Source organism: Aliiruegeria sabulilitoris (assembly GCF_001558155.1).
Classification (GTDB): Bacteria; Pseudomonadota; Alphaproteobacteria; order Rhodobacterales; family Rhodobacteraceae; genus Tropicimonas; species Tropicimonas sabulilitoris.
This window is the reverse complement of sequence record NZ_LOAS01000010.1, coordinates 202,705-226,504: the sequence shown is the minus strand read 5'-3', so window position 1 is coordinate 226,504 and position 23,800 is coordinate 202,705. Positions and strand designations below refer to the sequence as shown.

General features: G+C 64.5%; 22 protein-coding genes. 5 read left to right on the top strand and 17 right to left on the bottom strand.

Going from position 1 to position 23,800, the window contains the following annotated elements; all coding sequences use genetic code 11:
* Positions 1 to 29: 29 nt before the first annotated feature.
* The 15 genes from AX756_RS11055 to AX756_RS10995 form a co-directional block, all read right to left on the bottom strand.
* Positions 30 to 1,529 carry a TRAP transporter large permease gene (locus AX756_RS11055; RefSeq protein WP_068311089.1) on the bottom strand — a complete coding sequence of 500 codons (1,500 nt, stop codon included), beginning with the start codon at positions 1,527 to 1,529 and terminating at the stop codon, positions 30 to 32.
* Positions 1,529 to 2,113 carry a TRAP transporter small permease gene (locus AX756_RS11050; RefSeq protein ID WP_068311087.1) on the bottom strand — a complete coding sequence of 195 codons (585 nt, stop codon included), beginning with the start codon at positions 2,111 to 2,113 and terminating at the stop codon, positions 1,529 to 1,531. Before AX756_RS11050 ends, AX756_RS11055 begins: the two co-directional genes overlap by 1 nt.
* A 144-nt stretch (positions 2,114 to 2,257) precedes the next feature.
* Positions 2,258 to 3,031, bottom strand: coding sequence for a DeoR/GlpR family DNA-binding transcription regulator (locus AX756_RS11045; protein ID WP_068311085.1), 774 nt, complete (start codon positions 3,029 to 3,031; stop codon positions 2,258 to 2,260).
* Positions 3,032 to 3,370: 339 nt separating this feature from the next.
* Entirely contained in the window at positions 3,371 to 3,547 is a 177-nt protein-coding gene (locus tag AX756_RS25620) for a hypothetical protein (RefSeq protein WP_156461460.1), read from the bottom strand.
* Between the two features lie 15 nt (positions 3,548 to 3,562).
* Entirely contained in the window at positions 3,563 to 3,832 is a 270-nt protein-coding gene (locus AX756_RS26930) for an SCO4225 family membrane protein (RefSeq protein WP_082739048.1), read from the bottom strand.
* A 92-nt stretch (positions 3,833 to 3,924) separates the two neighbouring features.
* Positions 3,925 to 4,089, bottom strand: a complete 165-nt coding sequence (locus tag AX756_RS25615; RefSeq protein ID WP_156461459.1) for a hypothetical protein — start codon at positions 4,087 to 4,089, stop codon at positions 3,925 to 3,927.
* 69 nt (positions 4,090 to 4,158) lie between these two features.
* Positions 4,159 to 4,791 (bottom strand): hypothetical protein, encoded by a 633-nt coding sequence (locus AX756_RS11035; protein WP_068311081.1) that lies wholly within the window; start codon positions 4,789 to 4,791, stop codon positions 4,159 to 4,161.
* 254 nt (positions 4,792 to 5,045) lie between these two features.
* Positions 5,046 to 6,119, bottom strand: coding sequence for a BMP family ABC transporter substrate-binding protein (locus tag AX756_RS11030; protein ID WP_068311080.1), 1,074 nt, complete (start codon positions 6,117 to 6,119; stop codon positions 5,046 to 5,048).
* Between the two features lie 34 nt (positions 6,120 to 6,153).
* Positions 6,154 to 7,086 (bottom strand): ABC transporter permease, encoded by a 933-nt coding sequence (locus AX756_RS11025; protein WP_068311079.1) that lies wholly within the window; start codon positions 7,084 to 7,086, stop codon positions 6,154 to 6,156.
* A 229-nt stretch (positions 7,087 to 7,315) separates the two neighbouring features.
* Positions 7,316 to 8,398 (bottom strand): ABC transporter permease, encoded by a 1,083-nt coding sequence (locus AX756_RS11020; protein ID WP_068311078.1) that lies wholly within the window; start codon positions 8,396 to 8,398, stop codon positions 7,316 to 7,318.
* On the bottom strand, positions 8,395 to 9,957 hold the full coding sequence (locus AX756_RS11015; protein WP_068311077.1) for an ABC transporter ATP-binding protein: 1,563 nt from the start codon (positions 9,955 to 9,957) through the stop codon (positions 8,395 to 8,397). Before AX756_RS11015 ends, AX756_RS11020 begins: the two co-directional genes overlap by 4 nt.
* Complete coding sequence (gene xdhC / locus AX756_RS11010; protein ID WP_068311076.1) at positions 9,954 to 10,916, bottom strand: xanthine dehydrogenase accessory protein XdhC; 963 nt, start codon at positions 10,914 to 10,916, stop codon at positions 9,954 to 9,956. The genes AX756_RS11015 and xdhC overlap by 4 nt, the downstream gene beginning before the upstream one ends.
* A complete protein-coding gene (gene xdhB / locus AX756_RS11005; RefSeq protein WP_068311074.1) occupies positions 10,913 to 13,261 on the bottom strand; it encodes a xanthine dehydrogenase molybdopterin binding subunit in 2,349 nt (782 codons plus the stop codon). Before xdhB ends, xdhC begins: the two co-directional genes overlap by 4 nt.
* Positions 13,258 to 14,646 carry a xanthine dehydrogenase small subunit gene (xdhA, locus tag AX756_RS11000; protein ID WP_068311072.1) on the bottom strand — a complete coding sequence of 463 codons (1,389 nt, stop codon included), beginning with the start codon at positions 14,644 to 14,646 and terminating at the stop codon, positions 13,258 to 13,260. Before xdhA ends, xdhB begins: the two co-directional genes overlap by 4 nt.
* A 195-nt stretch (positions 14,647 to 14,841) precedes the next feature.
* On the bottom strand, positions 14,842 to 15,609 hold the full coding sequence (locus AX756_RS10995) for a sulfite exporter TauE/SafE family protein (protein ID WP_068311070.1): 768 nt from the start codon (positions 15,607 to 15,609) through the stop codon (positions 14,842 to 14,844).
* 128 nt (positions 15,610 to 15,737) lie between these two features.
* On the opposite strand from AX756_RS10995, the gene dnaE reads away from it, so the two are divergent.
* On the top strand, positions 15,738 to 19,199 hold the full coding sequence (gene dnaE / locus AX756_RS10990; RefSeq protein ID WP_068311068.1) for a DNA polymerase III subunit alpha: 3,462 nt from the start codon (positions 15,738 to 15,740) through the stop codon (positions 19,197 to 19,199).
* A 182-nt stretch (positions 19,200 to 19,381) separates the two neighbouring features.
* Here the strand turns inward: dnaE and AX756_RS10985 are convergent, their stop codons facing one another.
* Positions 19,382 to 20,722, bottom strand: coding sequence for a trans-sulfuration enzyme family protein (locus AX756_RS10985; RefSeq protein ID WP_231701034.1), 1,341 nt, complete (start codon positions 20,720 to 20,722; stop codon positions 19,382 to 19,384).
* A gap of 90 nt (positions 20,723 to 20,812) precedes the next feature.
* On the opposite strand from AX756_RS10985, the gene AX756_RS10980 reads away from it, so the two are divergent.
* Positions 20,813 to 21,406 (top strand): hypothetical protein, encoded by a 594-nt coding sequence (locus AX756_RS10980; protein ID WP_156461458.1) that lies wholly within the window; start codon positions 20,813 to 20,815, stop codon positions 21,404 to 21,406.
* A 4-nt stretch (positions 21,407 to 21,410) separates the two neighbouring features.
* Here the strand turns inward: AX756_RS10980 and AX756_RS10975 are convergent, their stop codons facing one another.
* Positions 21,411 to 21,911, bottom strand: coding sequence for a HugZ family pyridoxamine 5'-phosphate oxidase (locus AX756_RS10975; protein WP_068311064.1), 501 nt, complete (start codon positions 21,909 to 21,911; stop codon positions 21,411 to 21,413).
* A gap of 217 nt (positions 21,912 to 22,128) precedes the next feature.
* Between AX756_RS10975 and AX756_RS10970 the strand changes: the two genes are divergently transcribed.
* The 3 genes from AX756_RS10970 to AX756_RS10960 all read left to right on the top strand — a co-directional run bounded on the left by AX756_RS10970 (position 22,129) and on the right by AX756_RS10960 (position 23,786).
* Positions 22,129 to 22,536, top strand: a complete 408-nt coding sequence (locus AX756_RS10970; RefSeq protein WP_068311062.1) for a universal stress protein — start codon at positions 22,129 to 22,131, stop codon at positions 22,534 to 22,536.
* 172 nt (positions 22,537 to 22,708) lie between these two features.
* Positions 22,709 to 23,029: an antibiotic biosynthesis monooxygenase family protein gene (locus AX756_RS10965; protein WP_068311060.1), complete on the top strand. Its 321-nt coding sequence runs from the start codon at positions 22,709 to 22,711 to the stop codon at positions 23,027 to 23,029.
* 7 nt (positions 23,030 to 23,036) lie between these two features.
* Positions 23,037 to 23,786, top strand: a complete 750-nt coding sequence (locus AX756_RS10960; RefSeq protein ID WP_156461457.1) for an NAD(P)H-dependent oxidoreductase — start codon at positions 23,037 to 23,039, stop codon at positions 23,784 to 23,786.
* Positions 23,787 to 23,800 lie beyond the last annotated feature (14 nt).

Below are 23,800 nucleotides of genomic sequence, written 5' to 3'. Positions count from 1 at the left end.
TTCCTCCCTTTGAGAGCATTCAGTAATGACTATTGCACAAACCCGGTCAGGCGCGGGATCGTCATGCAGAGGGCCGGGAAATAAGTGATCAGGAAGATCACCACTACTTCGACGGCCAGGAATGGCAGGATGGCTTTCGAGATGGCTTCCACCTTCTCTCCCGACACGGCCGAGGCCACGAACAGCACCAACCCCATGGGCGGCGTCGCCAGCCCCACCGTCAGGTTCACCGACATGATGATGGCGAAATGGACCGGGTGGACGCCGAGATCGACGAAGATGGGCCCGAGGATCGGACCAAGAATGATGATGGCGGGGCCGGCATCGAGGAACATCCCGACGATGAAGAGCAGGATGTTGATCAGGAACAGCAGGATCAGCGGGTTCTCGGACAGCCCCAGGATAAAGACGGCCATGTGCTCGGGCGCGTGGCTGAGCGACACGACCGTCTTGAACGAAACGGCGGCGCCAACCAGCAGAAGCACGGTTGCGGCCGAGAGCGCGGCCTTGGTGATGATCGCGGGCAAATCGCCGAGCTTCATCGAGTGCAGCACGAAAAAGGCGATGATCAGCGCATAGGCCACAGCAATGGCCGAGGCTTCGGTTGGGGTGAAAACGCCGATCAGGATACCGCCGAGAATGATGATCGGCGTTTGCAGCGGCGCCACGGCCTTCTTGCAGATGATGCGGAAATCGCTCGACGTGGTACGGCGCATCCGCATCAGGAAGAGATGCGCAATCGGCAGGAAGACGATGAAGATCAGCCAGCCATTGATCGAAACCGTGGTGCCCGTCAGGGCCTCCAGCACCGAGGCGACAAGGTTGAAACCCACCATCAGGATGCCGGCGAAATTCAACCGCAGCAGGACGAAGGAAACCTTGTCCTCCAGCGGCGAGATCTCTTGCCCGGCGGTGACGATGCGCTCGGCCTTGGGCAGGTCGTATTTGTCGGCCATCAGCCGGACCACGAGCATCAGTCCCACGCCAACCATGATACCCGGCACGATCCCGGCCAGGAACAGCGCCGCAACGCTCTCGCCCATGACATAGGCATAGATGATCATGATGCCCGAGGGCGGGATGATCGGCCCGATGACCGAGGAGGCGGCGGTGACGGCAGCGGCGAAGGTCCGGGTGTAGCCGTTCTTTTCCATTGCCGGGATGAGTGTCGATCCGAGCGCGGAGGTGTCCGCCACCGCCGAACCTGAGAGGCCGGCGAACAGGATGGACGACAGGATGTTCACATGCGCCAGCCCGCCGCGCAGGTGCCCCATCAGCGCCTGTGAGAACTCGACCAGGCGGGTCGTGATCCCGCCCTTGTTCATCAACTCGCCCGCGAGCACGAAAAAGGGCAGGGCCATCAGCGGGAAGCTGTCCATCCCATTGTAAAGATTGCGATAGAGCAGCGCGAGGTCACGCTCCTGACCGTTCAGCCACAGAAGCGCGCCGGGCGAGACCAGCAACGCAAAGAAGACCGGCATGCCGATGAGCAGGAAGATCAGGAAAAGCGGGAGGAACAGGGCAAGCATCAATCGGCACTCTGCAGCATGTCGGGGGCGTCGTTGGAGGGCAGATCCGCATCCGCGTCACCCAGCAGGATCAGGTTGCGCAGGATCAACTCCACATTGACCGCGATCAGCAGGACCATGCAGATGAAGAGCGACATGTACATGAAGCGCAGCTTGACCTTTATCGTCTCCATCCCGAACCATTCGAGCGGGATGCGCAGGCTGGAGGAGTTGAATTTTCCACCGAAGCCGAACGTGTGCTCGTATCCATGCTGGACGCCGATGACGAGCACGCAGAGCGACAGCACAAGGATGACGAGCGACAGCAGCAAGCCGGGGACGCGGGGGAGCGCCTGCGGCAGCATGTCGATGGCAACGAAACCGCCCCAGCGATAGGCCGAGGGTGCCATGAGCCCGGTCATCCAGAGCATCAGGAAGCGCGCGGCCTCGTCGGGCCAGTTGAGAGCGCTGTTGAGAACATAGCGAAAGAACACCTGCAGCAGGATGACAAACACCATCATGGCCAGGGCAACCCAGCCAATGCTGCGCCCAACACGCAAAAGCTTAGTATTGAGCCAACAAACCGGACGCAGCAGTGCTAGCACCAGTTATCTCCTCCCTAGAAATCCGAAACGGGTGCGCGATTCGATGCGCGCGTTTTATGTTTCGAATTTATCGAATGCTGTTCCAAACGAATGTACCTGTCAACCGTCGAAATGGTCGGCAAGGTCTTTGTGGCACAGCCGGGCTCACTCCGCGAGGACTAGTCCGACCCCCAAGCTGCGACAAAGGTTACGTAATTCCGCCGGGCAGGCCTTGTCCGTCACCAAAGTGCGCATCTGTTGCAGGTTCCCGATGCAGACCGGCGCCATGCGTTCGAATTTCGACGAGTCCGCCGTCAGGATGACATTGCGCGAACAGCCGAGGATCGCGCGGGCGACCGCGGCCTCGCGCAGGTCGTAATCGAGCAGGGCGCCGTCCGACGCGATGGCGGCACAGCCGACGATGGCGAGGTCCGCCCGGAACTGCCGGATGAACTCCACCGCGCTCTCGCCCAGGATCGCGCCGTCCGAGCCGCGGACGACGCCGCCGGGAACCATCACTTCCACACCGGGGAAATGCCTTGTTTCATTGGCGACAAGCACAGAATCCGCGACGATCTTGAGCCCCGAATGCTGGCCGAGACAGCGTGCGACCTCCGCCGTGGTGGTGCCGGTATTGATGATGATCGCGGTATTGTTCGGAACGAGCTTCGCGGCGGCGCGCGCGATCCGCTCCTTCTGATCGCGCGCAATCTGCTGGCGCACCTCGTAGCCGGTATACTCGCTCCCCGCGAGCAGCGCGGCACCGCCGTGAAAGCGCATCACCCGACCTTCCTCCGCGAGGATGTTGAGATCCTTGCGAATGGTCTGTGGCGTGGTCTCGAAGAAGGCCGCGAGGTCCTCGACCATGGCGCGTCCGTTCTGGTGCAGATGCCGCAGGATCGCCTGCTGCCGCGCCTTGGTGTTTCGTCCGGTTTTCATTTCGTACAATTATCCCGGTCAGTTCTTTCGAATGAAACATCAAACGAAAGCTTTTGGGAAGAGGGAAATCGCGCCTCGTTGAGCCGGAAACGCGGCCGGACGGGCAGATTGGACCGGTCGAAACGTCACAAAAGGGCGGTCGAAACGACCGAAAATCGGACCGAAACGACTGATTTGGGGGCCGTTTCGGTCAATCGGAGAGGGGGAATGGGGGCGATAACCCGGTTTTGACCGGAATTTCGGTCGTTTTGGCTGTGGTTTCGGTCGTTTGAGTGTACGGAGAGTGGCCTGGGGCATCCGGCCATGTCGGGCTGGTCGCCCGATCAAACATGAGCTGCCCTATGGCCAAAGTAGATTGAGGATAAACATCGCCGCAACGATGGCGAAGAACAACGGCCAGCTCCAACGCGGACCGCCGTCCCTGTGAGGGGTGTAAAGACCAGCTTTCTGCATGCCGATGATCACGGCAAAGATCAGAACGCCCGATACCAATGCGTGTGCCAAGTCGAATGTCATTGTGTGTCCTCAAAGTTAAGGGCGACGGCGTCGCCTGACAGCAAGATGGCGGCAAACGAACCCCAGGATCGTCAGATTGACGAGTGGAGCCAGCGCCGCTGCAAAAGGCAAAACCGATTCAGGCAGCCCTTCCAACCAAAGGGACCACGGCAATCCGAGCGGCATCAGGAAGACACCCGCCAGCGGATCGCGCTCCTGACCGAAGAGCCCGAAAGTTCCGATCAGGAGCAAGGCAAGCGCGACAAGGTATAGGGCCGCGAAGGCACGTGTTACCCACTTACACATCACGCGCCCGCATTATTGTACGTGCAGCATGTCGCGGCGGGACTGTTGCCGGCCGCCGGCAGTGCGGGCAGCCTTTCTGCGCACCAAGGGCGTTAGTTGCATGCAGGGTAGTTGGCACGGTCGGCCTCGGTGACGTCAACCGGGCATTCAGTTGCGCGATTTGCTTCCGAAATATCTGCTTCTGTTGTGTAGGCTTCCTCCTGGACACATCCAGCCAAGGTGATCGTCGCAAGCGCGAGGGCAATATAGGTTTTCATACGTTTTCCTTTCCTAATTCGTTCGACGCCGAAAGCAGGAAAGCTTTCACGTCGTTCCCGGCCATCAAATTATTCTATCCCGAAGATCACGTTGTAGGACTGGGCGCCGTTCGCCGTGTTGTAGACCTCCACCACATGGTCGCCCGACTGCCAGAGTTGCCCTCGGTACTCCTGCGATGCACTCATCTCGTCCAGCAAGACCGAACCATCCGGGTTGTAGATTACGTAGGTCATGCCGGGTCCGTTGGCAGCGACGCGCACGTACAGGAACTGGCCGTCATTCGCTCCCAGAATGTAGCGGCGGCTTTCTTGCGGAAGCAGCGAGCCCGTCAGTTCCGCGCCCGAGGTTCCAGCCATAAAGGCTACGCGCTCGGTCCCCGACCCGGAGGAGCCCGAAGCGCCGGCCATGGCCCCGTTGCCATCGTCAGCGGCTTCGGCAACGGAGAGATCGGCAACAACGCCATCGTTCGAAACAAGGCATCGCCAGACCGTGTTGCCGCTGTCGCGGAACATCACGAGAGAGTTGGCTTCGGAATACTCGGAGGAGAGCACCGTTCCGCTCTGACCGTCAGGCCCCCCAACGGTCCGGATTTGGTCGATGCAGCCATCGATAGCGTCCTGTCCGACATTCGCCATTGCCGGTGTAACCAGCAACTGGATGAGGCCTGAGGTCAGTGCCGCTGCAACCAGTTTTCTCTTCATGAGCCTATACCTTCGTTGATTTATCGGATCAGACAACCAGATACGGCAGCGTTTGTGAAGTTTTTGGTTGATTGATGGCCCGGGCATTTCGCTTCCAGTTCTGCAAGGGGGCTCTCGTGCCAGTGCCGGTTCGTACCGGCCCGGCCAGGCGCTGGCGCGGCTGGCGTTGTGCGGGGGCGGGGAGCGCAAGTTTGCGGAAAGGAAAAGGGCCCGCCGATGGCGAGCCCTTCCGGTTTGTTCAGAGCATTGCAGGCTTACTGCGGGATCTCGCCGGTGATGCCTTCGACGTAGAAGTTCATGCCGGCCAGCGTGCCGTCATCGGCCACTTCGCCTTCGGCCAACCACGCCGAGCCGTCCTGCTTGTTGAGCGGGCCGGTGAAGGGGTGGTATTCGCCCGCACCAATCGCTTCGACCATGGCCAGGGCTTCTTCCTTCACGTCTGCCGGCACGGCGTCGGTGATCTCGCCGATCTTGACCATGCCGGTGGAGATGCCGTCCCAGGTGTCGACCGACTCCCACGTGCCGTCCATGACCTTGCCTACCTGCTGGATGTAGTAGGGGGCCCAGTTGTCGATGATCGAGGAGACGCGCGGCATCGGCGCATACTCGGCCATGTCGGAGGCCTGACCGAAGGTGATCACGTTGCCGGCTTCCTGTGCGGCGGCTTGCGGCGCGGTGGAGTCGGTGTGCTGGAGCACGACGTCCGCGCCCTGTTCGATCAGCGCCTTGGCGGCGTCGGCTTCCTTGGCCGGGTCGAACCAGGTGTAGACCCAGATGACGGAGAATTCGACGTCGGGGTTGACCTTCTTGGCGTGGATATAGGCGGAGTTGATGCCGCGGATAACCTCGGGGATCGGGAAGGAGCCGATATAGCCGACCTTGTTGGTCTTGGTCATCTTGCCGGCGATGTGGCCCTGCACGGCGCGGCCTTCGTAGAAGCGGGCCGAGTAGGTGGAGACGTTGTCGGAGCGCTTGTAGCCGGTGGCGTGCTCGAATTTCACATCCGGGAACTTGGCGGCGACGTTGATGGTCGGGTCCATGTAGCCGAAGGAGGTGGTGAAGATGATGTCGGCGCCGCCGAGGGCCATCTGGGTCATGGCGCGTTCGGCGTCGGCCCCTTCGGGGACGGATTCCTGGTAGACGGTTTCGACCTTGTCGCCGAAATGCTCTTCGACGGCGAGGCGGGCCTCGTTGTGCTCGTAGCTCCAGCCGCCGTCACCGATCGGTCCGACATAGATGAAGCCGGCCTTGGTCTTGTCTTGGGCGAGGGCCGCACCGGCGAGGCCGAGCGCGAGCGCGGTGCCGGCGAGCAGGGTAGTGAGTTTCATGTGGTTCTCCCGTGTTGGTATTGGGCAGCGGCCTCTAGGACGAGGCGTGGAAGGAACGACCGAGTTCGGCGGGCGCATTGAGCGCCGCGCGACCGCGGCCGGAGGACATGATCACGAGCACGAGGATCGTGATCAGGTATGGCAGCATGGAGAGGTATTCGACCGGGACCTTGAGGCCGGCGGCTTGCAGGTTGAGTTGCAGCACGGTCAGGCCACCGAAGAGATAGGCGCCGATCAGCACCCGCCAGGGTTTCCAGGAGGCGAAGACGACGAGGGCAAGGGCGATCCAGCCGGCGCCGGCGGTCATGCCTTCGGTCCATTGCGGGACGCGCACGAGGCTCAGGTAGGCGCCGCCGAGCCCGGCGCAGGCCCCGCCGAAGGCGATGGCCATCAGGCGGATGCGGACGACCTTGTAGCCGAGCGCGTGGGCGGCATCGTGGTTCTCGCCCACCGCGCGCAGGATCAGGCCGGCGCGGGTGAATTTCAGCACCGCCCAGACACCGGCGATGATCGCGATGGAGATGTAGACCATGAGGTCGTGGCGGAAGAGGATCGGGCCGATCACCGGGATGTCCGAGAGCAGGGGGACGTGCAGCCGGGCGACCTCCACCCCCTTGATGCCGATATAGCCCTGTCCGAGCAGGGCCGAGAGGCCGAGGCCGAACAGCGTGAGCGCGAGGCCGGTCGCAACCTGGTTCGACAGCAGGTATTGCGTGAGCAGGCCGAACAGCATGGAGATCGCCGCGCCCGCAATGGCGGCGGCGATGAAGCCGAGCGCGGCCGATTGGGTTTCGATCGAGATGGCGAAGCCGCAGATGGCGCCGGTGATCATCATCCCCTCGACGCCGAGATTGAGCACGCCCGCGCGTTCCACGACCAACTCACCGATGGCGGCGAGCAGGATCGGGGTGGAGGCGACCATCAGCGAGGCCAGCAGCAGGATCCAGTTGATAGCGTCGAGGTTCATGGGCGGCCTCCAATCGCGGCGGTGGAAATTGCGCAACGGGAGCCGTGCCAGCGCCGGGCCGTGGGATGGCGCTCCGACATTTCTGTGGGGCTGTTTGTCGTGACGATCCGAAAGTCCTTCGAGAGATGCGCTGGCTTCACCATAGCGCCAGCCCGCCGGGACGGGCCGGCGCTGGCACGGCGGCTTCGCCTTGATTCCGTGCCCAGGGGGGGCGTCAGATTGAACCGGATCATGCCACGCCCTCCCGCACCAGACGGATGCGGTAGTTCGACAGGACGTCCACGCCGAGAAGGAAGAAAAGCAGCATCCCCTGGAAGGCCTGAATGGCGGCGGCCGGGATCTGGAGCGTGGCCTGCGCGGCCTCGCCACCGATATAGGTCAATGCCATGAGCAAGCCAGCCAGGAGGATGCCTATCGGGTGCAGCCGGCCGAGGAAGGCGACGATGATCGCCGTGAAGCCGTAGCCCGAATTGAAGCTGATCGCGATCTGACCGGCTGGGCCGGTCACTTCGAACATGCCGGCAAGCCCCGCGAGCGCGCCGGAGAGCCCCATGCAGAACACCACCAGCGCGGTCGGGTTCACGCCGCCGAAGCGCGCGGCTTTCGGCGATTGCCCGGCGAGCTGGATATGGAAGCCCATCAGGTGCCGCGAGAGCAGGATATAGGCGAAGATCACCGCGATCAGCGCGGCGACGACGCCCATATGGATGCCGGTGCCGGCCCAGATCTCGGGGTTCGAGGCGGCTTCGTATTGCTGGAGGTTGCGCGAGCCGGGAAAGCCCGTCGCGTCCGGGTTGCGCAGCGCGCCAAGTGCCATCGCGGCCAGGAACTGTTCGGCGACATAGACCAGGAGCAGGGAAACGAGGATTTCGTTGGTGTTGAACTTCACCTTCAGGAGCGCCGGGATCATCGCCCAGAGCAGCCCGCCGATGGCGCCCGCGATCACCATCAGCGGGAAGATGTACCAATGCTCGGCCGGGTAGAAGGCCAGCCCCACCGCCGCGCCGAAAATGGCACCCACGATGTATTGGCCCTCGGCGCCGATATTCCAGATCCCGGCCTTGAAGCCCATGGCCAGACCCACCGCGATGAGGATCAGCGGCCCGGCCTTCACCAGCAACTGGCCGCGATAATAGAAGGCGAATTCGCCCAGGATCGGATCGTAGAAGATCGTCTTGATCGCGAGGAACGGGTTCTTGCCCAGGGCCGCGAACATCAAGCCGCCGGCCAGCATCGTCAGGGCCACGGCCAGCAAGGGTGTCGCATAGGTCCAGGCCCGCGACGGCGTGGGGCGTTTCTCCAGCCGGATCACGGGTGGCCCTCCTCGTAGGTTTCGATGATGTGATGGGCCTCGTCCGTGTTGGCGACGTCCATGTCATGCGCGCCGCCCAGCATCAGGCCGATCTGCTCCATGCTCAGCCCGCGCGCGGCCTTGGGCGCCGAAAGGTGGCCGGCATTCAGCGCGGCGAAACGGTCGGACACTTCCATCAGCTCGTCGAGATCCTGACTGATGACGACGACGGCAGCCCCGGCGCTGGCCAGATCCAGCAGCGCCTGCCGGATGGCGGCGGCGGCAGAGGCATCGACGCCCCATGTCGGCTGGTTGACGATCAGAAGGTCCGGGCGCTGGAGCATCTCGCGGCCGATGACGAATTTCTGCAGGTTGCCGCCCGACAGCGCGCGGGCGGCGACATGCGGGCCCGGCGTGCGGACGTCGAAGGCGGCGATGATCTCCTCGGCAAAGCTCCTTGCCGCGCCCCAACGCAGGAAACCGCCGCCCTGGGTCAGCTTTTTCCGCTGCCAGCCCGACAGGATGGCGTTCTCGACAAGGCTCATGTCGGGGGCGGCGGCATGGCCCAGCCGTTCCTCGGGCGCGGACAGCATGCCAAGGCGCCGCCGCGCATTCGGCGGCAGGTGCCCGACAGGCTTGCCCCGGAAGCGAACGGTTTCAGGCGATCCGATCGTCTCGCCAGACAGGGCGCTCAGAAGCTCGTCCTGCCCGTTGCCGGCCACGCCGCCGATGCCCAGAACCTCGCCCGCGCGCACTTCGAAGCCGATATTCTGCAGTTTGGTGCCGAAAGTATCGACATGCTCGCTGGTCAGGCCGGCCACCGCGAGCACGACCTTGCCGGTCTCGCCGGGCGCGCGGTCTGGCACCTGAAGCGCCTCGCCCACCATCAGTTCGGCCAATTCGGCGGCCGAATTCTCTCGCGGGTCGCAGCTCGCCACCACCTTGCCCCGCCGCAGGATCGTCGCCCCGTCGCAGAGCGCGCGGATCTCCTCCAGCTTGTGCGAGATATAGAGGATCGAGGTGCCCTCGGCCTTCAGCGTGTTCAGCGTGGCAAAGAGGATTTCCACCTCCTGCGGGGTGAGCACCGAGGTCGGCTCGTCCATGATCAGCAGTTTTGGGTCCTGCAGCAGGCAGCGGACGATCTCCACCCGCTGCCGTTCGCCTGCGGACAGTTCGCCCACAAGGCGGCGCGGGTCCAGCGGCAGGCCATAGGCGTGGCTGACCTCGCGGATCTCGCGGCTGAGCTGGCCGAGCGGCGGTGGGTTTTCCATGCCGAGGCCGACATTCTCGGCCACGGTGAGCGCTTCGAAGAGCGAGAAATGCTGGAACACCATCGCCACGCCGGCCGCACGCGCCGAGCGTGGTTCCGGTGGGGCAAAGGGCTTGCCAAAGAGCTCCATCTTGCCGGAATCGGGCTTCACCAGCCCGTAGATCATCTTGACCAGCGTCGATTTCCCGGCGCCGTTTTCGCCAAGAAGGGCGTGGATTTCGCCGGGGGCGATGGAAAAGGAGACATCGTCATTGGCGACGACCCCGGGATAGGCCTTGGTGAGCCCCTGAACGGAGAGAAGATCGGTCACGCGGGACGGTCCATGGCAGCTTCGGGACTCGCAATTGTGGCCCTAAGTAACAAGGCTGTGACGCCGACCGCAATGGCTTGTGGTGCCTTGCCAAGGCTTGGGTCGCCTATTGGGCAGGCAATGCGTAAAATTGAGGCATCCGAATGGCCAAGCTTGCGTAACCTGTCGCGAAAGCGCGCCCATTTTGTCGCCGAGCCGATCAGGCCGGCGCTGGAAAAACCGCGTTCCAGCAGGGCGTGGCACAATTCCAGGTCGAGCGCGTGGGAATAGGTGAGCACGAGGTGATGCGCATCGGCGGGCGCATGGGCCACGACACGTTGCGGCTCGGCGGCAATGAGGCGGCTGACGTTTTGCGCGATCCGTTCTGGGAAACGCGCGGCGTCGGTATCGACCCATGTCACCGCCCATTCCGGCATTGGCGCCATCATGTCGACGATTGCGCGCCCGACATGGCCCGCACCATAGATCCAGAGCGCGTAGGAAGCACGTTGCACGGGTTCGATCAGCCAGTTGCCGAGAAGGGTGGTTTTCGGCGCGCTCGAGCCGTTTCGGATCTGCCCGAGCAGCCTTTCGACCGCGAGGGGAAGGGCGTCTGGCGGGCCTTGGATCGGGCGCACAAGACAGCCCGCTTTCTCGGCGTCCGCGAGCCGGGGGAGGCTCTTGGCGTCAAAGACCTCGGTCGCCAAGGTCACCGCCCCGCCGCAGCATTGCCCAAGCGCGGGGCCAAGCGGCACCCGCCGCAGGGTGGCTTTGCCGGAACGCAGGGACTCTCGCGCGGCAAGGGTCGCCTCCAGCTCCAGCTGGCCGCCGCCAATCGTGCCGCTCTGGCCGTCCTGCCAGACCAGCATGGAGGCACCGGCCTCGCGGGGGGCGGAGCCGGCGATTGCCGCCACGACGACACGCGCCACGGCCCCATGCCGCTTGATCGCGTCGGCGACGGTGTGAAGCGCGAAGCTCATTGGCGCGCCTTCGCGATTGCTTTCAATATCCGCTCCGGTGTCGCCGGGGCGTCGAGCGACGGATAGCCCGGCCCGCAGGCGGCAACTGCATCGCTCAGGGCAAGGAAGGCCGAGATGCCGAGCATGAAGGGCGGCTCGCCCACCGCCTTGGAGCGATAGATCGTCTTGGCCGGGTTCGGCGCCTCCCAGAGTTCGGTGTTGAAGATCTCCGGTCGGTCCGAACAGGCCGGGATCTTGTAGGTGGAAGGCGCATGCGTCGTCAGCCGCCCCTTCGCATCCCAGACCAGCTCTTCCGTGGTCAGCCAGCCCGCGCCCTGCACGTAACCGCCCTCGATCTGGCCGATATCGATGGCCGGGTTCAGCGACGCCCCGGCATCATGCAGGATATCCGTGCGCAGGATGCGGTTCTCGCCGGTCAGCGTGTCGAGGACGACCTCGGTCACCGCTGCACCGTAAGCGAAATAGAAAAACGGTCGGCCACGCCCCGCGATCCTGTCCCAGGAGATGTCGGGCGTGCGATAGAACCCCGTCGCGCTCAGGCTGACCCGCGCCTGGTAGGCTGCCTGCGCCGCTTGCGCGAAAGACAGCGCCTCGCCGCCCACATGGACCATGCCATCGGCAAAGCGCACATCGGAGGGCGCGGCCTGGTAACGTTCGGCAATAACCGCGGCGATCCGCTCCCGGATCTCGTCGCAGGCCAGCTTCACCGCCATCCCGTTCAGATCCGTCCCGGAAGACGCCGCCGTGGCCGAGGTGTTGGGCACCTTGCCGGTATCGGTGGCGGTGATCCGGACATGCTCCATGCCGACGCCGAAAGCCTGCGCGGCCACCTGCGCCACCTTCTGGAACAGGCCCTGTCCCATCTCCGTGCCGCCATGGTTGAGCTGGATCGAGCCGTCGGAATAGACATGGACCAGCGCGCCCGCCTGGTTGAGATGCGTCAGCGTGAAGGAGATGCCGAACTTGACCGGCGTGAGCGCGATGCCCTTCTTCAGGATCGGATTGGTTGCGTTCCATTCGGCGACCGCCGCCTTGCGAGTCGCGTATTCCGAGCCTTCGGCCAACCGTTCGGTAATTGTACCGAGGCAAAAATCCTCCACCTCCATGTGATATGGGGTGCGCGATCTCCCAATCATCTGTTCTGAAATATCCTCGGGGGGGCTCGGGGGGGCAGACGGCCCCCCCGCCTCGCCAAGGGGCGCCTCCGCGTAGTAATTCAACTGCCGCACCTGCAACGGGTCGTGGCCCAGTTCATGGGCGATGTGATCGAGAACCCGCTCGATGCCCAGCATCCCCTGCGGGCCGCCAAAGCCGCGGAAGGCGGTGGCAGATTGCGTGTTGGTGCGCAGCCGGTGCGAGGTGATGCGCACATTTGGCAGGAAATAGGCGTTGTCGGCATGCAGCATCGCCCGGTCCGCGACCGGCAGCGACAAGTCCTGGGCCCAGCCGCAGCGGCAATACTGCGCGAAGGTGATGCCGAGGATCTTTCCCTCGTCGCTCACGCCGACCCGGTAATCGATGCGGAAGTCGTGCCGCTTGCCGGTGATGACCATGTCGTCATCGCGGTCATAGCGCATCTTGCAGGGGCGGCCCGTCAGGCGCGCGGCGACGGCGCAGGCGCAGGCCAGCGCGTTGCCCTGGCTCTCCTTGCCGCCGAAACCGCCGCCCATGCGCCGGACTTCAACGCGCACCGCGTGCATCGGGGCGTCCAGCGCCTCGGCAACCTTGTGCTGGATTTCGGTTGGATGCTGGGAGGAGCAATGCACGACCACGTCGCCATTTTCCTGCGGCAGCACCAGCGCGGCCTGGCTTTCGAGATAGAAATGCTCCTGCCCGCCCATCTCGATCGAGCCGTCGATCTGCCGGGGCGCCGTGGCAATCGCGTCCTCCGGATCGCCGCTCTCGTAGACGCGCGGACTGTCCTCGAAACGCCAATTGGCGGCCAGCGCGTCCTCGATGGTGAAGATCGGCTTGCGTTCCTCGTAGCGGATCACTCCCAGCCGCGCGGCCTTGCGCGCCTGAAGGTGGCTCTCGGCGAGAACGAGGAAGATCGGCTGTCCGAGATAAAAGACCTCGCCGGAGGAGAGCATCTCCTCGACGAAACCGGGGGCGGGGGAGACGTCGTTATGGCCGGGCAGATCGGCGGCGGTCAGCACGGCGACAACGCCCGGCGCGGCGCGCACCGCGTCGAGATCCATTTCGGTGATGGTGCCAGCGGCGATTTCCGACAGCCCGAAGGCGGCCTGCAGGCAATCGGCCGGCACGGGGATGTCATCCACGTAGCGGGCGGCTCCCGTCACATGCAGGCGGGCGGCGTCGTGCGGCAGGGGGCGGGAGACGCTCATGGGCGGACCTCCAGCACGTTCGTTGCCTGCCCTTGGGTTTCGGCAAGGCAGCGGCGGAGCATGTTGGCGGCGGTCTCCAGTCGGTAGTCTGCCGAGGCGCGCATGTCGCTGATGGGGGCGTAATCATGCGTGAAGGCATGGGCGGCGCGGTCGACCGTTTGCGGGGTCCATTCCTGCCCGAGAAGGGCCGCCTCGACATGGCGCGCGCGTTTGGGCGTGGCGGCCATGCCGCCGAAGGCGATCCGGGCGTTGCGGACGCGCCCGGCTTCGAGGGTGATATTGAAACAGCCGCAGAGGGCGGAAATATCCTGGTCGAAGCGTTTGGAGAGCTTGTAGCAGTGCAGATTGTCCGGCTGGCGGGGAATGCTGACCGCTTCGACGAATTCGCCCGGCGCGCGGTCCTGCTTGCCATAGGCGATGAAGAAGTCCTCCAGCGGGATCGTCCGGCGGCTATCGCCGTGGCGCAGATGTACTGTCGCGCCGAGCGCGATCAGGGCGGGGGGGCTGTCGCCGATGGGCGAGCCGTTGGCGATATTGCCGCCGATGGTGGCCGCGGCGCGCACCTGCGCGGAGGCGAAGCGGCGGAGCAGTTCGGCGAAGCTCGGGTGATGGCGCGCCATGAGGGGGCGCAGGTCCGACATCGTGACCATGGCGCCGATGCGGATTTCCGTGTCGGTCTCCGTGATCTGCGCCAGATCGGTGCAACCTGTAAGAAAGGCCATCTCGGGAAGCTCCCGCAGGCCCTTTGTCACCCAGAGGCCGACATCGGTCGCCCCGGCGATGAGGGTCGCATCGGGATGGGCCGCGTACCAGGTGGCGAGCGCGTCGGAGGAGGTGGGCAGGACCACCTCCGCCTCCGCGCCCGCGTCGGGGCTGTGCCCCTCCGGGCGCGGGACGGGGCCCTCCCGCAGCCAGTCGGGGACGGGGGCGCTGGCCGCGCTCTCGGCGGCTTTCACGATGGGGGCATAGCCGGTGCAGCGGCAGAGATTGCCGGCAAGCCGGTCGTTGAAATCGGTCTGTCCGTTCAGGTGGGCGGTGGCCATGGACATGGCGAAACCGGGCGTGCAGAAGCCGCATTGGCTGCCGTGGCTGTCGATCAGCGCCTGTTGCACCGGGTGGAGCGCGCCATCCGGCCCGGCCAGCCCTTCGACCGTGCGCACCGATTTGCCCTCAAGCTGCGGCAGGAAGAGGATGCAGGCGTTAAGCGCCTGCGCGCGGCCTTCGGCATCGCTCACCATGACGGTGCAGGCGCCGCAATCGCCTTCGTTGCAGCCCTCCTTGGTGCCGGTCAGCCCGCGCTCCTCGCGCAGCCAGTCCAGAAGGCTCCGCGTCGGCGCAGCCTGCACGGTCTCGGTCTTTCCGTTGAGACGAAAAGTGATCTTCATACGGGTCGCCCGCCGCGGTACCTGAATTGCTTTCCCGGCGCGCCTTCGATGCGGCGTAGAAGGTGCGCGGCCCTGTTGCTCGGACCAGCAAAGACAAATCGGTTTGGCAATGCAAGGAGATGCCGCTGCAAATTGCCCAGAAGAATTGCAGCTGCCTGATATTTGGGCACGGTCCTGCCGGGCGCGACAGGGCTGCTAATGAAGGAACAGGTCCAGCAGGCGGTAGGTTCCGATGCTGAGCGTGAGCAGGCCCACGGCGATGGTCAGCGCCCTGCGCGGTGCGCGGGCGGCGAGCCAGCCACCGAAAACGGCGGCCGGGATGCCGCCGGCCAACAGTCCGGCGGTGGGAATGAGCAGCCCGCGGCCGGGCTGGGGGGCCCAGCTGCCGGCGAAATAGGTGAGCGCGAGGGTCACGAAAACCGCGATGGAGACGCAGAGCTCGGCCGCGGCACCGCTGCCGATGGCGCGGTTCGGCGGGTGGCCCGCGCCCGTGAGCGCCGGGGTGACGATGGGCCCCCAACTGCCACCGATTCCCTCGACAAGCCCGCCTGCCGCACCGATCAGCGAGGCGTTGCCGCTCCTGACCGGGCGCGGGGGGCGGTTGCGCAGCCCGCGCAGGATCACGGTCACTCCGATCAGCAGGAGGTAGCCGGAGATCAGCACCGTCAGCAGGTTGCCCTTCAGGTGGCTGAGCGTGAGGGCGCCGGCCAGCCCACCCAGAACGCCGCCAATCGCCAGTGGGCGCAGCAGCGCGGTGTCGATATTGCCGAAACGCCAATGCGAGAGCGCGGCGATTGTTCCGGTCGGGATCTTGGCAGCGTTCACCGTTGCCGAGACGAGCGGCGGGGCGACGCCGCTTCCGAACAGGATCGAGGCGCTGATGATCCCGAAGCCCATGCCGAGCGCGCCGTCGGCGAGCTGCGCGACGAATCCCACCAAGGCGAAAAAGACGAAATCACCCACCAGGACGGCTCCCTGAAGCGAAGACGAAAGACGCGTCAATGTCACCGAAGGCGGGCGATTCGCAATGGATATCTTCGGGGCGAATTCAGCTCTTTTCTTCCCGCCGCGCCCTCGCGTAGGGTCCGTTCATGAGCAGCGCCCCCCGATTCATTCACCTCCGCCTTCACACCGAATACTCGCTCCTTGAAGGGGCCATCCGGACCAAGAAACTGCCCGGGCTGTGCCGTGAAATGGGCATGCCGGCGGTCGCGGTGACGGATACCAACAACATGTTCGCGGCGCTGGAATTCTCCGTCACGGCGAGCAAGGCCGGGATCCAGCCGATCATGGGCTGCCAGGTGGACCTGGAATACGAGCCGGTCCTGCCGGGGCAGAAGCCGGTGCCGCCTGCGCCCGTTGTCCTGCTGGCGCAGGACGAGGCGGGATACGGCAACCTGATGAAGCTCAATTCCTGCCTGTATCTGCGCGGCGACCACCAGTTGCCGCATGTGACGGCCGAGGAGTTGGCCCAGCACTCGGAGGGCGTGATCTGCCTGACGGGCGGGCCGGACGGCGCGCTGGGCCGGATGGTGCGCGCGGGGCAGGAGCCCAAGGCGCGGGAGTTCCTGGACAAGCTCAGGGCGGCTTTCCCGGACCGGCTCTACGTGGAGTTGCAGCGGCATCCGGGCGAGGACGGGCTGCCGGAGGCCGAGGTGCTGACCGAACGGTTCTTCGTCGAGAACGCCTACGAGTTGGAGCTGCCGCTGGTGGCGACCAATGACGTCTATTTCCCGAAATCCAGGTTCTACGAGGCGCATGACGCGCTGATCTGTATCGCCGAGGGCGCCTATGTCGACCAGCAGGAGGCACGGCGGCGCCTGACGCCGCAGCATTACCTGAAGACACCCGAGGAGATGGCGGCCCTGTTTGCCGATCTGCCGGAGGCGATCGAGAACACGGTCGAGATCGCGCGGCGCTGCCACGTCGTTTCGGAGTTGCGAGATCCGATCCTGCCGACTTTTGCTGCGGACGAGGTGGAGGAGTTGCGCCGGCAGGCCCATGAGGGGCTGGAGAATCGGCTGGCGGTCATTCCCCACGCCGCGAGCGTCGAAAAGTATAACGAGCGGCTGGAATTCGAGCTGGGGATCATCGAGTCGATGGGCTTCCCCGGCTATTTCCTGATCGTGTCCGACTTCATCAAATGGGCCAAGGAGCACGATATTCCGGTCGGGCCGGGGCGGGGCTCGGGCGCGGGCTCGCTGGTGGCCTATGCGCTGACCATCACCAACCTGGACCCGCTGCGCTATTCGCTGCTGTTCGAGCGCTTCCTGAACCCCGAACGGGTGTCGATGCCGGACTTCGATATCGACTTCTGCATGGATCGCCGCGAGGAGGTGATTCACTACGTTCAAGACAAGTATGGCCATGACAAGGTGGGCCAGATCATCACCTTTGGTGCGCTGCTGTCGAAGGCGGCGGTGCGCGATATTGGCCGCGTGTTGCAGATGCCGTTCGGGCAGGTGGACCGGCTCAGCAAGATGATCCCGGTGGAAGGGGTGAAGCCCGTTTCCATCGAGAAGGCGCTGGCGACCGAGGAACGGTTGCGCGAGGAGGCGAGGAATGACGAGCAGGTCGAGCGGCTGATGACCTATGGCCAGCAGGTCGAGGGGCTGCTGCGGAACGCTTCCACCCACGCCGCTGGCGTCGTGATCGGGGACAGGCCGCTCGACGAGTTGGTGCCGCTCTACCAGGATCCGCGCTCGGACATGCCGGCCACCCAGTTCAACATGAAGTGGGTGGAGCAGGCCGGGCTGGTGAAGTTCGACTTTCTGGGCCTGAAAACGCTGACCGTGATCCAGAACGCGCTGGACCTGTTGAAGCTGCGCGGGGTCGAGGTGGATATCGACCACATCCCGCTGGATGACGAGAAGACCTACGAGCTTTACGCCGCCGCCAAGACCGTCGCCGTGTTCCAGGTGGAAAGCTCGGGCATGATGGACGCGCTGCGGCGCATGAAACCCACCTGTATCGAGGATATCGTGGCCCTCGTGGCGCTCTACCGGCCCGGGCCGATGGAGAATATCCCGACCTATTGCGAGGTCAAGAACGGGGTGAAGGAGCGCGAGTCCGTACACCCGCTGATCGACCATATCCTGGAGGAGACGCAGGGCATCATCGTCTACCAGGAGCAGGTGATGCAGATCGCCCAGGTGATGGCGGGCTACTCGCTTGGCGGTGCGGACCTGCTGCGCCGCGCGATGGGCAAGAAGATCAAGGAGGCGATGGACGCCGAGCGGCCGAAATTCGAGAAGGGCGCGGGCGAGAACGGGGTGGACAAGAAGAAGGCCAGCGAGGTGTTCGACCTGCTGGAGAAATTCGCCAATTACGGCTTCAACAAGTCCCACGCCGCGGCTTACGCCGTGGTGAGCTACCAGACGGCCTATCTCAAGGCGAATTACCCGGTCGAGTTCATGGCCGGCATCATGAACTGCGATATCCACCTGACGGACAAGCTCTCGGTCTATGCCGAGGAGGTGCGGCGGGGCTTGGATATCGAAATCGTGGCCCCTTGCATCAACCGCTCGATCGAGACCTTCTCGGTGGAGGATGGCAAGCTGATCTATGCCCTCGCGGCGCTGAAGAATGTCGGCCACGAGGCGATGACGCTGATCGTGAAGGGCCGCGCGGATGGCCCCTTCGTGACTCTCTTTGATTTCGCCCGACGGGTGGACCTGAAACATGTCGGCAAGCGGCCGCTGGAGATGCTGGCGCGTGCCGGCGCGTTCGACGTGCTGGACCGGAACCGGCATCGCGTGCTGAGATCGCTCGACGCACTGGTGGCCTATTCGGCGGCGATCCACGAGCAGCGCAATTCCGACCAGGTCTCGCTGTTCGGCGAAGCGGGGGAGGATCTGCCGGAACCGCGCCTCGGCGATGACGATGACTGGCTGCCCGGCGAGCGTCTGCGCGAGGAGCACGCCGCGATCGGCTTCTACCTCTCCGGCCACCCGCTGGACGACTATATGAGCATGCTCAAGCGGCGCGGCGTCAAGACGGTCTCGGAGGTGTCCGAGATGGTCAAGCACGGGGCGGCGGTGGTGAAAATGGCAGGCTCGATTGCCGGCAAGCAGGAGCGGAAATCGGCCCGCGGCAACCGGTTCGCCTTTGTTCAGGCCTCGGACCCGACGGGGCTCTACGAGATGACCGTGTTTTCAGACACGCTGGAAAAGGCGCGGGACTTCCTGGAGCCGGGGCAGAATGTCGTGGTCACGGTCGAGGCGACGATGGAGAGTGAACAGCTCAAGCTGCTTTGCAAGGGCGCACGCCCGGTTGACGCGGAGAGCGCCGGCGGCGGAGCCGGTGGGGGCGGGTTCCGGCTCTTCGTGAATGACGGGCGCGCGGTTCCGACGCTGCATTCCATCCTTGCGCGCACGCGCGAGGCCGGGCCTGTGCGGGCCAGGGGCGCGATCCGGGTGACGCTGATCGATCCGGGACTGCCCGGAGAGGTGGACATGGAGCTGGGCACGGATCTGCCGGTCAGCCCGCAGGTGCGCGGTGCGATGAAATCTGTTGCCGGTGTCATCGATATCGAGGATCTGGACGCGCGCTGAGATCCATGCCCTTGGCTTTGCCGCGATGGCGGAACGGGGGGGCTTTGCCCCCGCGCTCTGGCGAGCGCTCCCCCCAGGATATTTGGGAACAGATGATGAGTTGGGCGGTCATCCAACTCATAATTCCGGAAACACCTCCACCGGAGGCACGATCCTGCGGATCTCCACGAGGATTGTCGCTTCTATAGCACCTTTGTCAGGTCGGCGATCAGGTCCTCGGCATCTTCCAGTCCGACCGACAGCCGGAAAATCCCGTCGCCGGCGAATGCGCGGTAGCTTTCCAGATTGGGCCCGTTGAGGCGGAAGGACGTTTCCATCAGGCCTTCGGTCTCCATCCAGAAGATCAGGCTGCGGTGATGGCCGAGCGAGACCGCGTAATGGATAATCTCCAGCCGGTCGATCATCTGCTGCGCCAGTTCCTGCCCGTGTGCGGCGCTGCCTACCTGGAAAGAGATCATGCCGGAGGTATTGGACATCTGCCGCGCGGCCAGGTCTGCCTGTGGGTGCGAGGCGAGGCCGGGGTGAAATACGCGCGTGACGCTGTCGCGGGTTTCGAGCCAGTTGGCGATTTCCAGCGCACCTGCTTCATGCGCGCGCATGCGCAGCGGCAGGGTGGCCGCGCCGCGCGCGATGAGCCAGGCGTTGAAGGGTGAGAGGATGCCGCCGTGGTGGATTCCCGCTTCCAGCCGCAGCCGTGCGATCAACTCGGCGGAACCGGCCACGATGCCGCCCACCGCATCGCCATGGCCGCCGATATACTTGGTGACCGAGTGCATCACGAGGTCCACGCCGAGGGCCGCGTTGTCCTGCCCCAGCGGCGAGGCGAAGGTCGCGTCGCAGGAGAGCAGCGCGCCGGCATCATGGGCCAGCCTGGAGACCGCGGCCAGGTCGGTGAGCCGCATGATCGGGTTCACGGGGGTCTCGCAATGCACGAGTTTCGTGGTGTCGCGGATCGCGGCGGCCACGGCCTCCAGGTCCGACATGTCGACAAGGCTCACTTCGATCCCGAGCCGGGGGAGCGTGTCGCGCGCCAGTTCGGCCACGCCGGCATAGGAGACGTCAGAGACGACGACATGATCACCCGCCGACAGGAAGGTGAGGAAGATCGCCGAGGCCGCGGCCATGCCGGAGGCGGTGGCAAGGCAGGCTTCCGTGCCTTCCATCGCGGCCATTTTCCTTTCGAACATGTCCACGGTCGGGTTGCCCCAGCGGGTGTAGAGATAACCGCTCTCCTCGCCGATATCATGCGCCGAGAAGCCGGCGACCTGATCGGTGACATAGGTCGATGTCATGTGCAGCGGCGGGGCAGAGGCGCCGGTCGTCGGGTCGGGGGCTTCGCCGCCGTGGATGGCTGTTGTCATCGGGCCGCGCGTGTTCTGAAGCTTGGTCATGGGGAGCCTTTGGGAGCGTTGGAGCGGTCGATTTCGGGCGGAGAGCGTCCAGCGACCACGGAGGGTTGCATGCAGAAACTGAAGCGCGGCGAAGTCAAGGGTCGGCACCCGGTCGGGTTTCGGCAGGATCATGCCGGCTTTCCGTACGGGTAACTCCGGTGCTTGCGCGAAAGATTCGGGCAGGGTATTCAAACCCTGTTTTTCCACCAGGGGTTTTCCATCATGCCGATTTCGCACGTTCTCGCGCGGGGTCTCGTTGTGCTCACTCTTGTCTTCGCTCTCCCGGCAAGCCTGTCGGCCGAGGGCAAGAAAGGCATTGGTGGCCTGTTTCGTGCTTCGAGCAAGACGCCGACAGGGATCGCCGAACAGAGCGAGGAGTCCGGCCCGGTCGCAAAAGCCTGCGGGTTGCGCGGCAAGGCGCTGGGCAAGGTGGTCGAGAAAGGGCCCGGCGGCTGGAAGCTGCACGACACCGCTCCCGGCAGCACCGCTGTGCGGGATTTCCATGTGACCGGCTTCTCCGATGGCTGTGCCCGAAAAGTGAGCGGCGCCGTGGCGATGTTCGGCTCTGTCGAGCTGTATGAACTCGTCCATTACGGCCCCGTCGGGATGAAGCCAAAGGGATCGGAGACCGACAAGGCCTATGCCGCGATGCGGGCGCGGGCCTGCGGGTCGGCCAAGAAGGCGTGCAAGCCGGGTGCGCTGCGCAAGCTCACAAAGCAGGCTGTTTTCGTCGATGTCTATGCATCGGTCAGCAGTCCGCGCCGGACGCAACTCCTGATGAGCCGTGGCAAGCTGGCGGCGCTGTCGGAGAAATAGACGCCTACAGGCGCGGGGCGAGATCCTGCGGTGATAGCTGGTAGGCCTTGCCGAAACCGCCATTGAGGAAGGCCCGCTCCACCTCCAGCATGGCGAAACAAAAATCCCCGAAATCGACGTAGAGCTTCGCCTTGGGGTGGCTTGCCAGCCAGCTCGCGCGCAGGATCCCGTGTTCGGGCGACTGCCGCTCCACGAAACGCGCCCGGCATTGCAACGTGAGCCGGGGATGGGTCAGCGGATCCCCTTTGTCCGCCGGCTCGCCGACCATCACAGAACAGGCGGGATTGGCCCTGAGCGCGCCGGTATGCTGCGACAGGGAGGAGACGAGCGTGAGCGGTGTGCCGTTGGGGGCTTGCCCGATGGCGATGCGCGAGACAAATGGCGTGCCGCTGTCAGGTTCCAGAACGCCAAGCGCGGCAAAGCGGGCCTGCGCCAGCAATTCCTGCGCCAACGCTCTGGCTGCGTCATCCGTCGGGCGGATCGGGTCGGTTTTCTTTGCGGACATCGTCTCTTGCGTCAGTTTCCTTCCCGTCGCAGGGTAGCGTTCGGAGGGGCGTGCGCAAGGGATCCATGACAATCGCAAACGACTATTCCACCCGTATCCCGGCCTTGTCTGTCCGGTTGGGACGGACGTGCGCCTTTACGGCCGTCTGGCTGACATGAATCAAGGAACAGGGCCGGATTGAGGTCTACCCTGACGCCATCTAAGGAGATATCGCATCATGTATGACAACATCCTCGTCCCCGTTTCCTTCGAGGCGGATCGCAATGCCCGCGAGGCGATGGATATCGCCCAGGCCATTCGCGCCGAGGGCGGAAAGATAACGCTGCTGCATGTGATGGAACACCTGCCGCAATATGCGACCGAATACCTGCCGCCCGACCATCTGGAAAAGGCCCGCGCCGATATCACCGGCGGGCTGTCGGCTTTGTCGGAGAATGTCGAAAATGCCGAGGTTGTCGTGGTCGAAGGCCATTCCGCCCGCACGATTCTCGACTATGCCGACGAAACAAAGATCGACTGCATCGTGATTGCGTCGCACCGGCCCGGCATGCAGGACTATTTCCTGGGATCGACCGCGGCTCGCGTGGTTCGCCACGCCAAATGCGCGGTGCATGTCGTCCGCTGATCTGGCGAAAATCCTCAGAACCCGGCCCGCCTTTATCCAATTGGCGGGCCTTTTTGTCCGTGGCCGTCGGCGCGGTTCTGGAAGATCTGTTCCGTGGGGTCCCGGCGGCAGAATTTCCCACCCTCCGGCGCGCTTTCACATGCTAGGCTTGCCGAAAGAAGGGGAGGGCGCCATGCCGACAATTTCCACAGACAACGATGTTCAGACCGTCATCACAACGTTCGAGATGACGCCGGGCACCTGCCAGGACCTGATGGACGAACTGGTGGATGCATACGAGAACTTCATTTCCAAGCAGCCCGGTTTCGTGGGCGCGGGCTTGCATGTGAACGACGCGCAGACGCGGATCGCCAATTACTCGCAATGGGCGCGGCGGGAGGATTTCCTTGCCATGTTGCGCAGCGACGAAATGCGCGCCCGGAACAGGCGGATCAACGAATTGTGCCGGAGCTTCGAACCGGTCATGTATGACGTCGCATCCAGTTTCCATTGAGGACGTCTTGACCAACACGCTCGTGGTTTCGGTTCATCCCGAGCCGGACTCTTTCACCGCCACCTGGGCGCGGGCCTCCGCCGAGGCGGCTGCCCGTTCGGGCGACGTTGCCACTTCCGATCTCTACGCGATGGGGTTCGATCCGGCCGAGCGGGCGGAACTCTATCGCCACGAGGGGCGGTTCGACCCTTTGCGGGTGCAGGAGGAGGCCGCAGCGGCCGGCTCGCTTCCGCCGGACCTTGCGGCGGAGGTGGCCAAGGTTCGCGCCGCCGACCTGCTGATCCTGCATTTCCCGATCTGGTGGTTCGGGCCGCCCGCGATGATGAAAGGGTGGTTCGACCGGGCGTTGGTGCACGGGGTGCTGCACACTGTCGATCAGCGTTTCGAGGATGGCCCCTGCGCGGGTAAGCGCGCGCTGATATGCGTGTCCACCGGTTGCCGGGCGGCCGAATGCGGGCCGGATGGGCGGGAGGGTGACTTGCGCTTGCAGCTTTGGCCGCTGGCCCATGCGCTGCGCTATTGCGGTTTCACGGTCTACGAGCCGGTCTGCGTGCATGAGGTCCACGGGTATCACGAGGCCCCGACACGCGAGGCCTTCGCGGCGCGGCTTGCGTCCGTGCTGAAGGAACAGGCCGCCGTGATAGAGGGGCTGGCCAGCCGACCGGTCTGGGCCTCCAACCCGTCTTCGGATTTCGACAGCCTGGGTCGGCTTCTGCCCGGCGCGCCGGTCCTGTCGCCCTTTATCCGGCACGCGTGATATTTTTCGAAAGT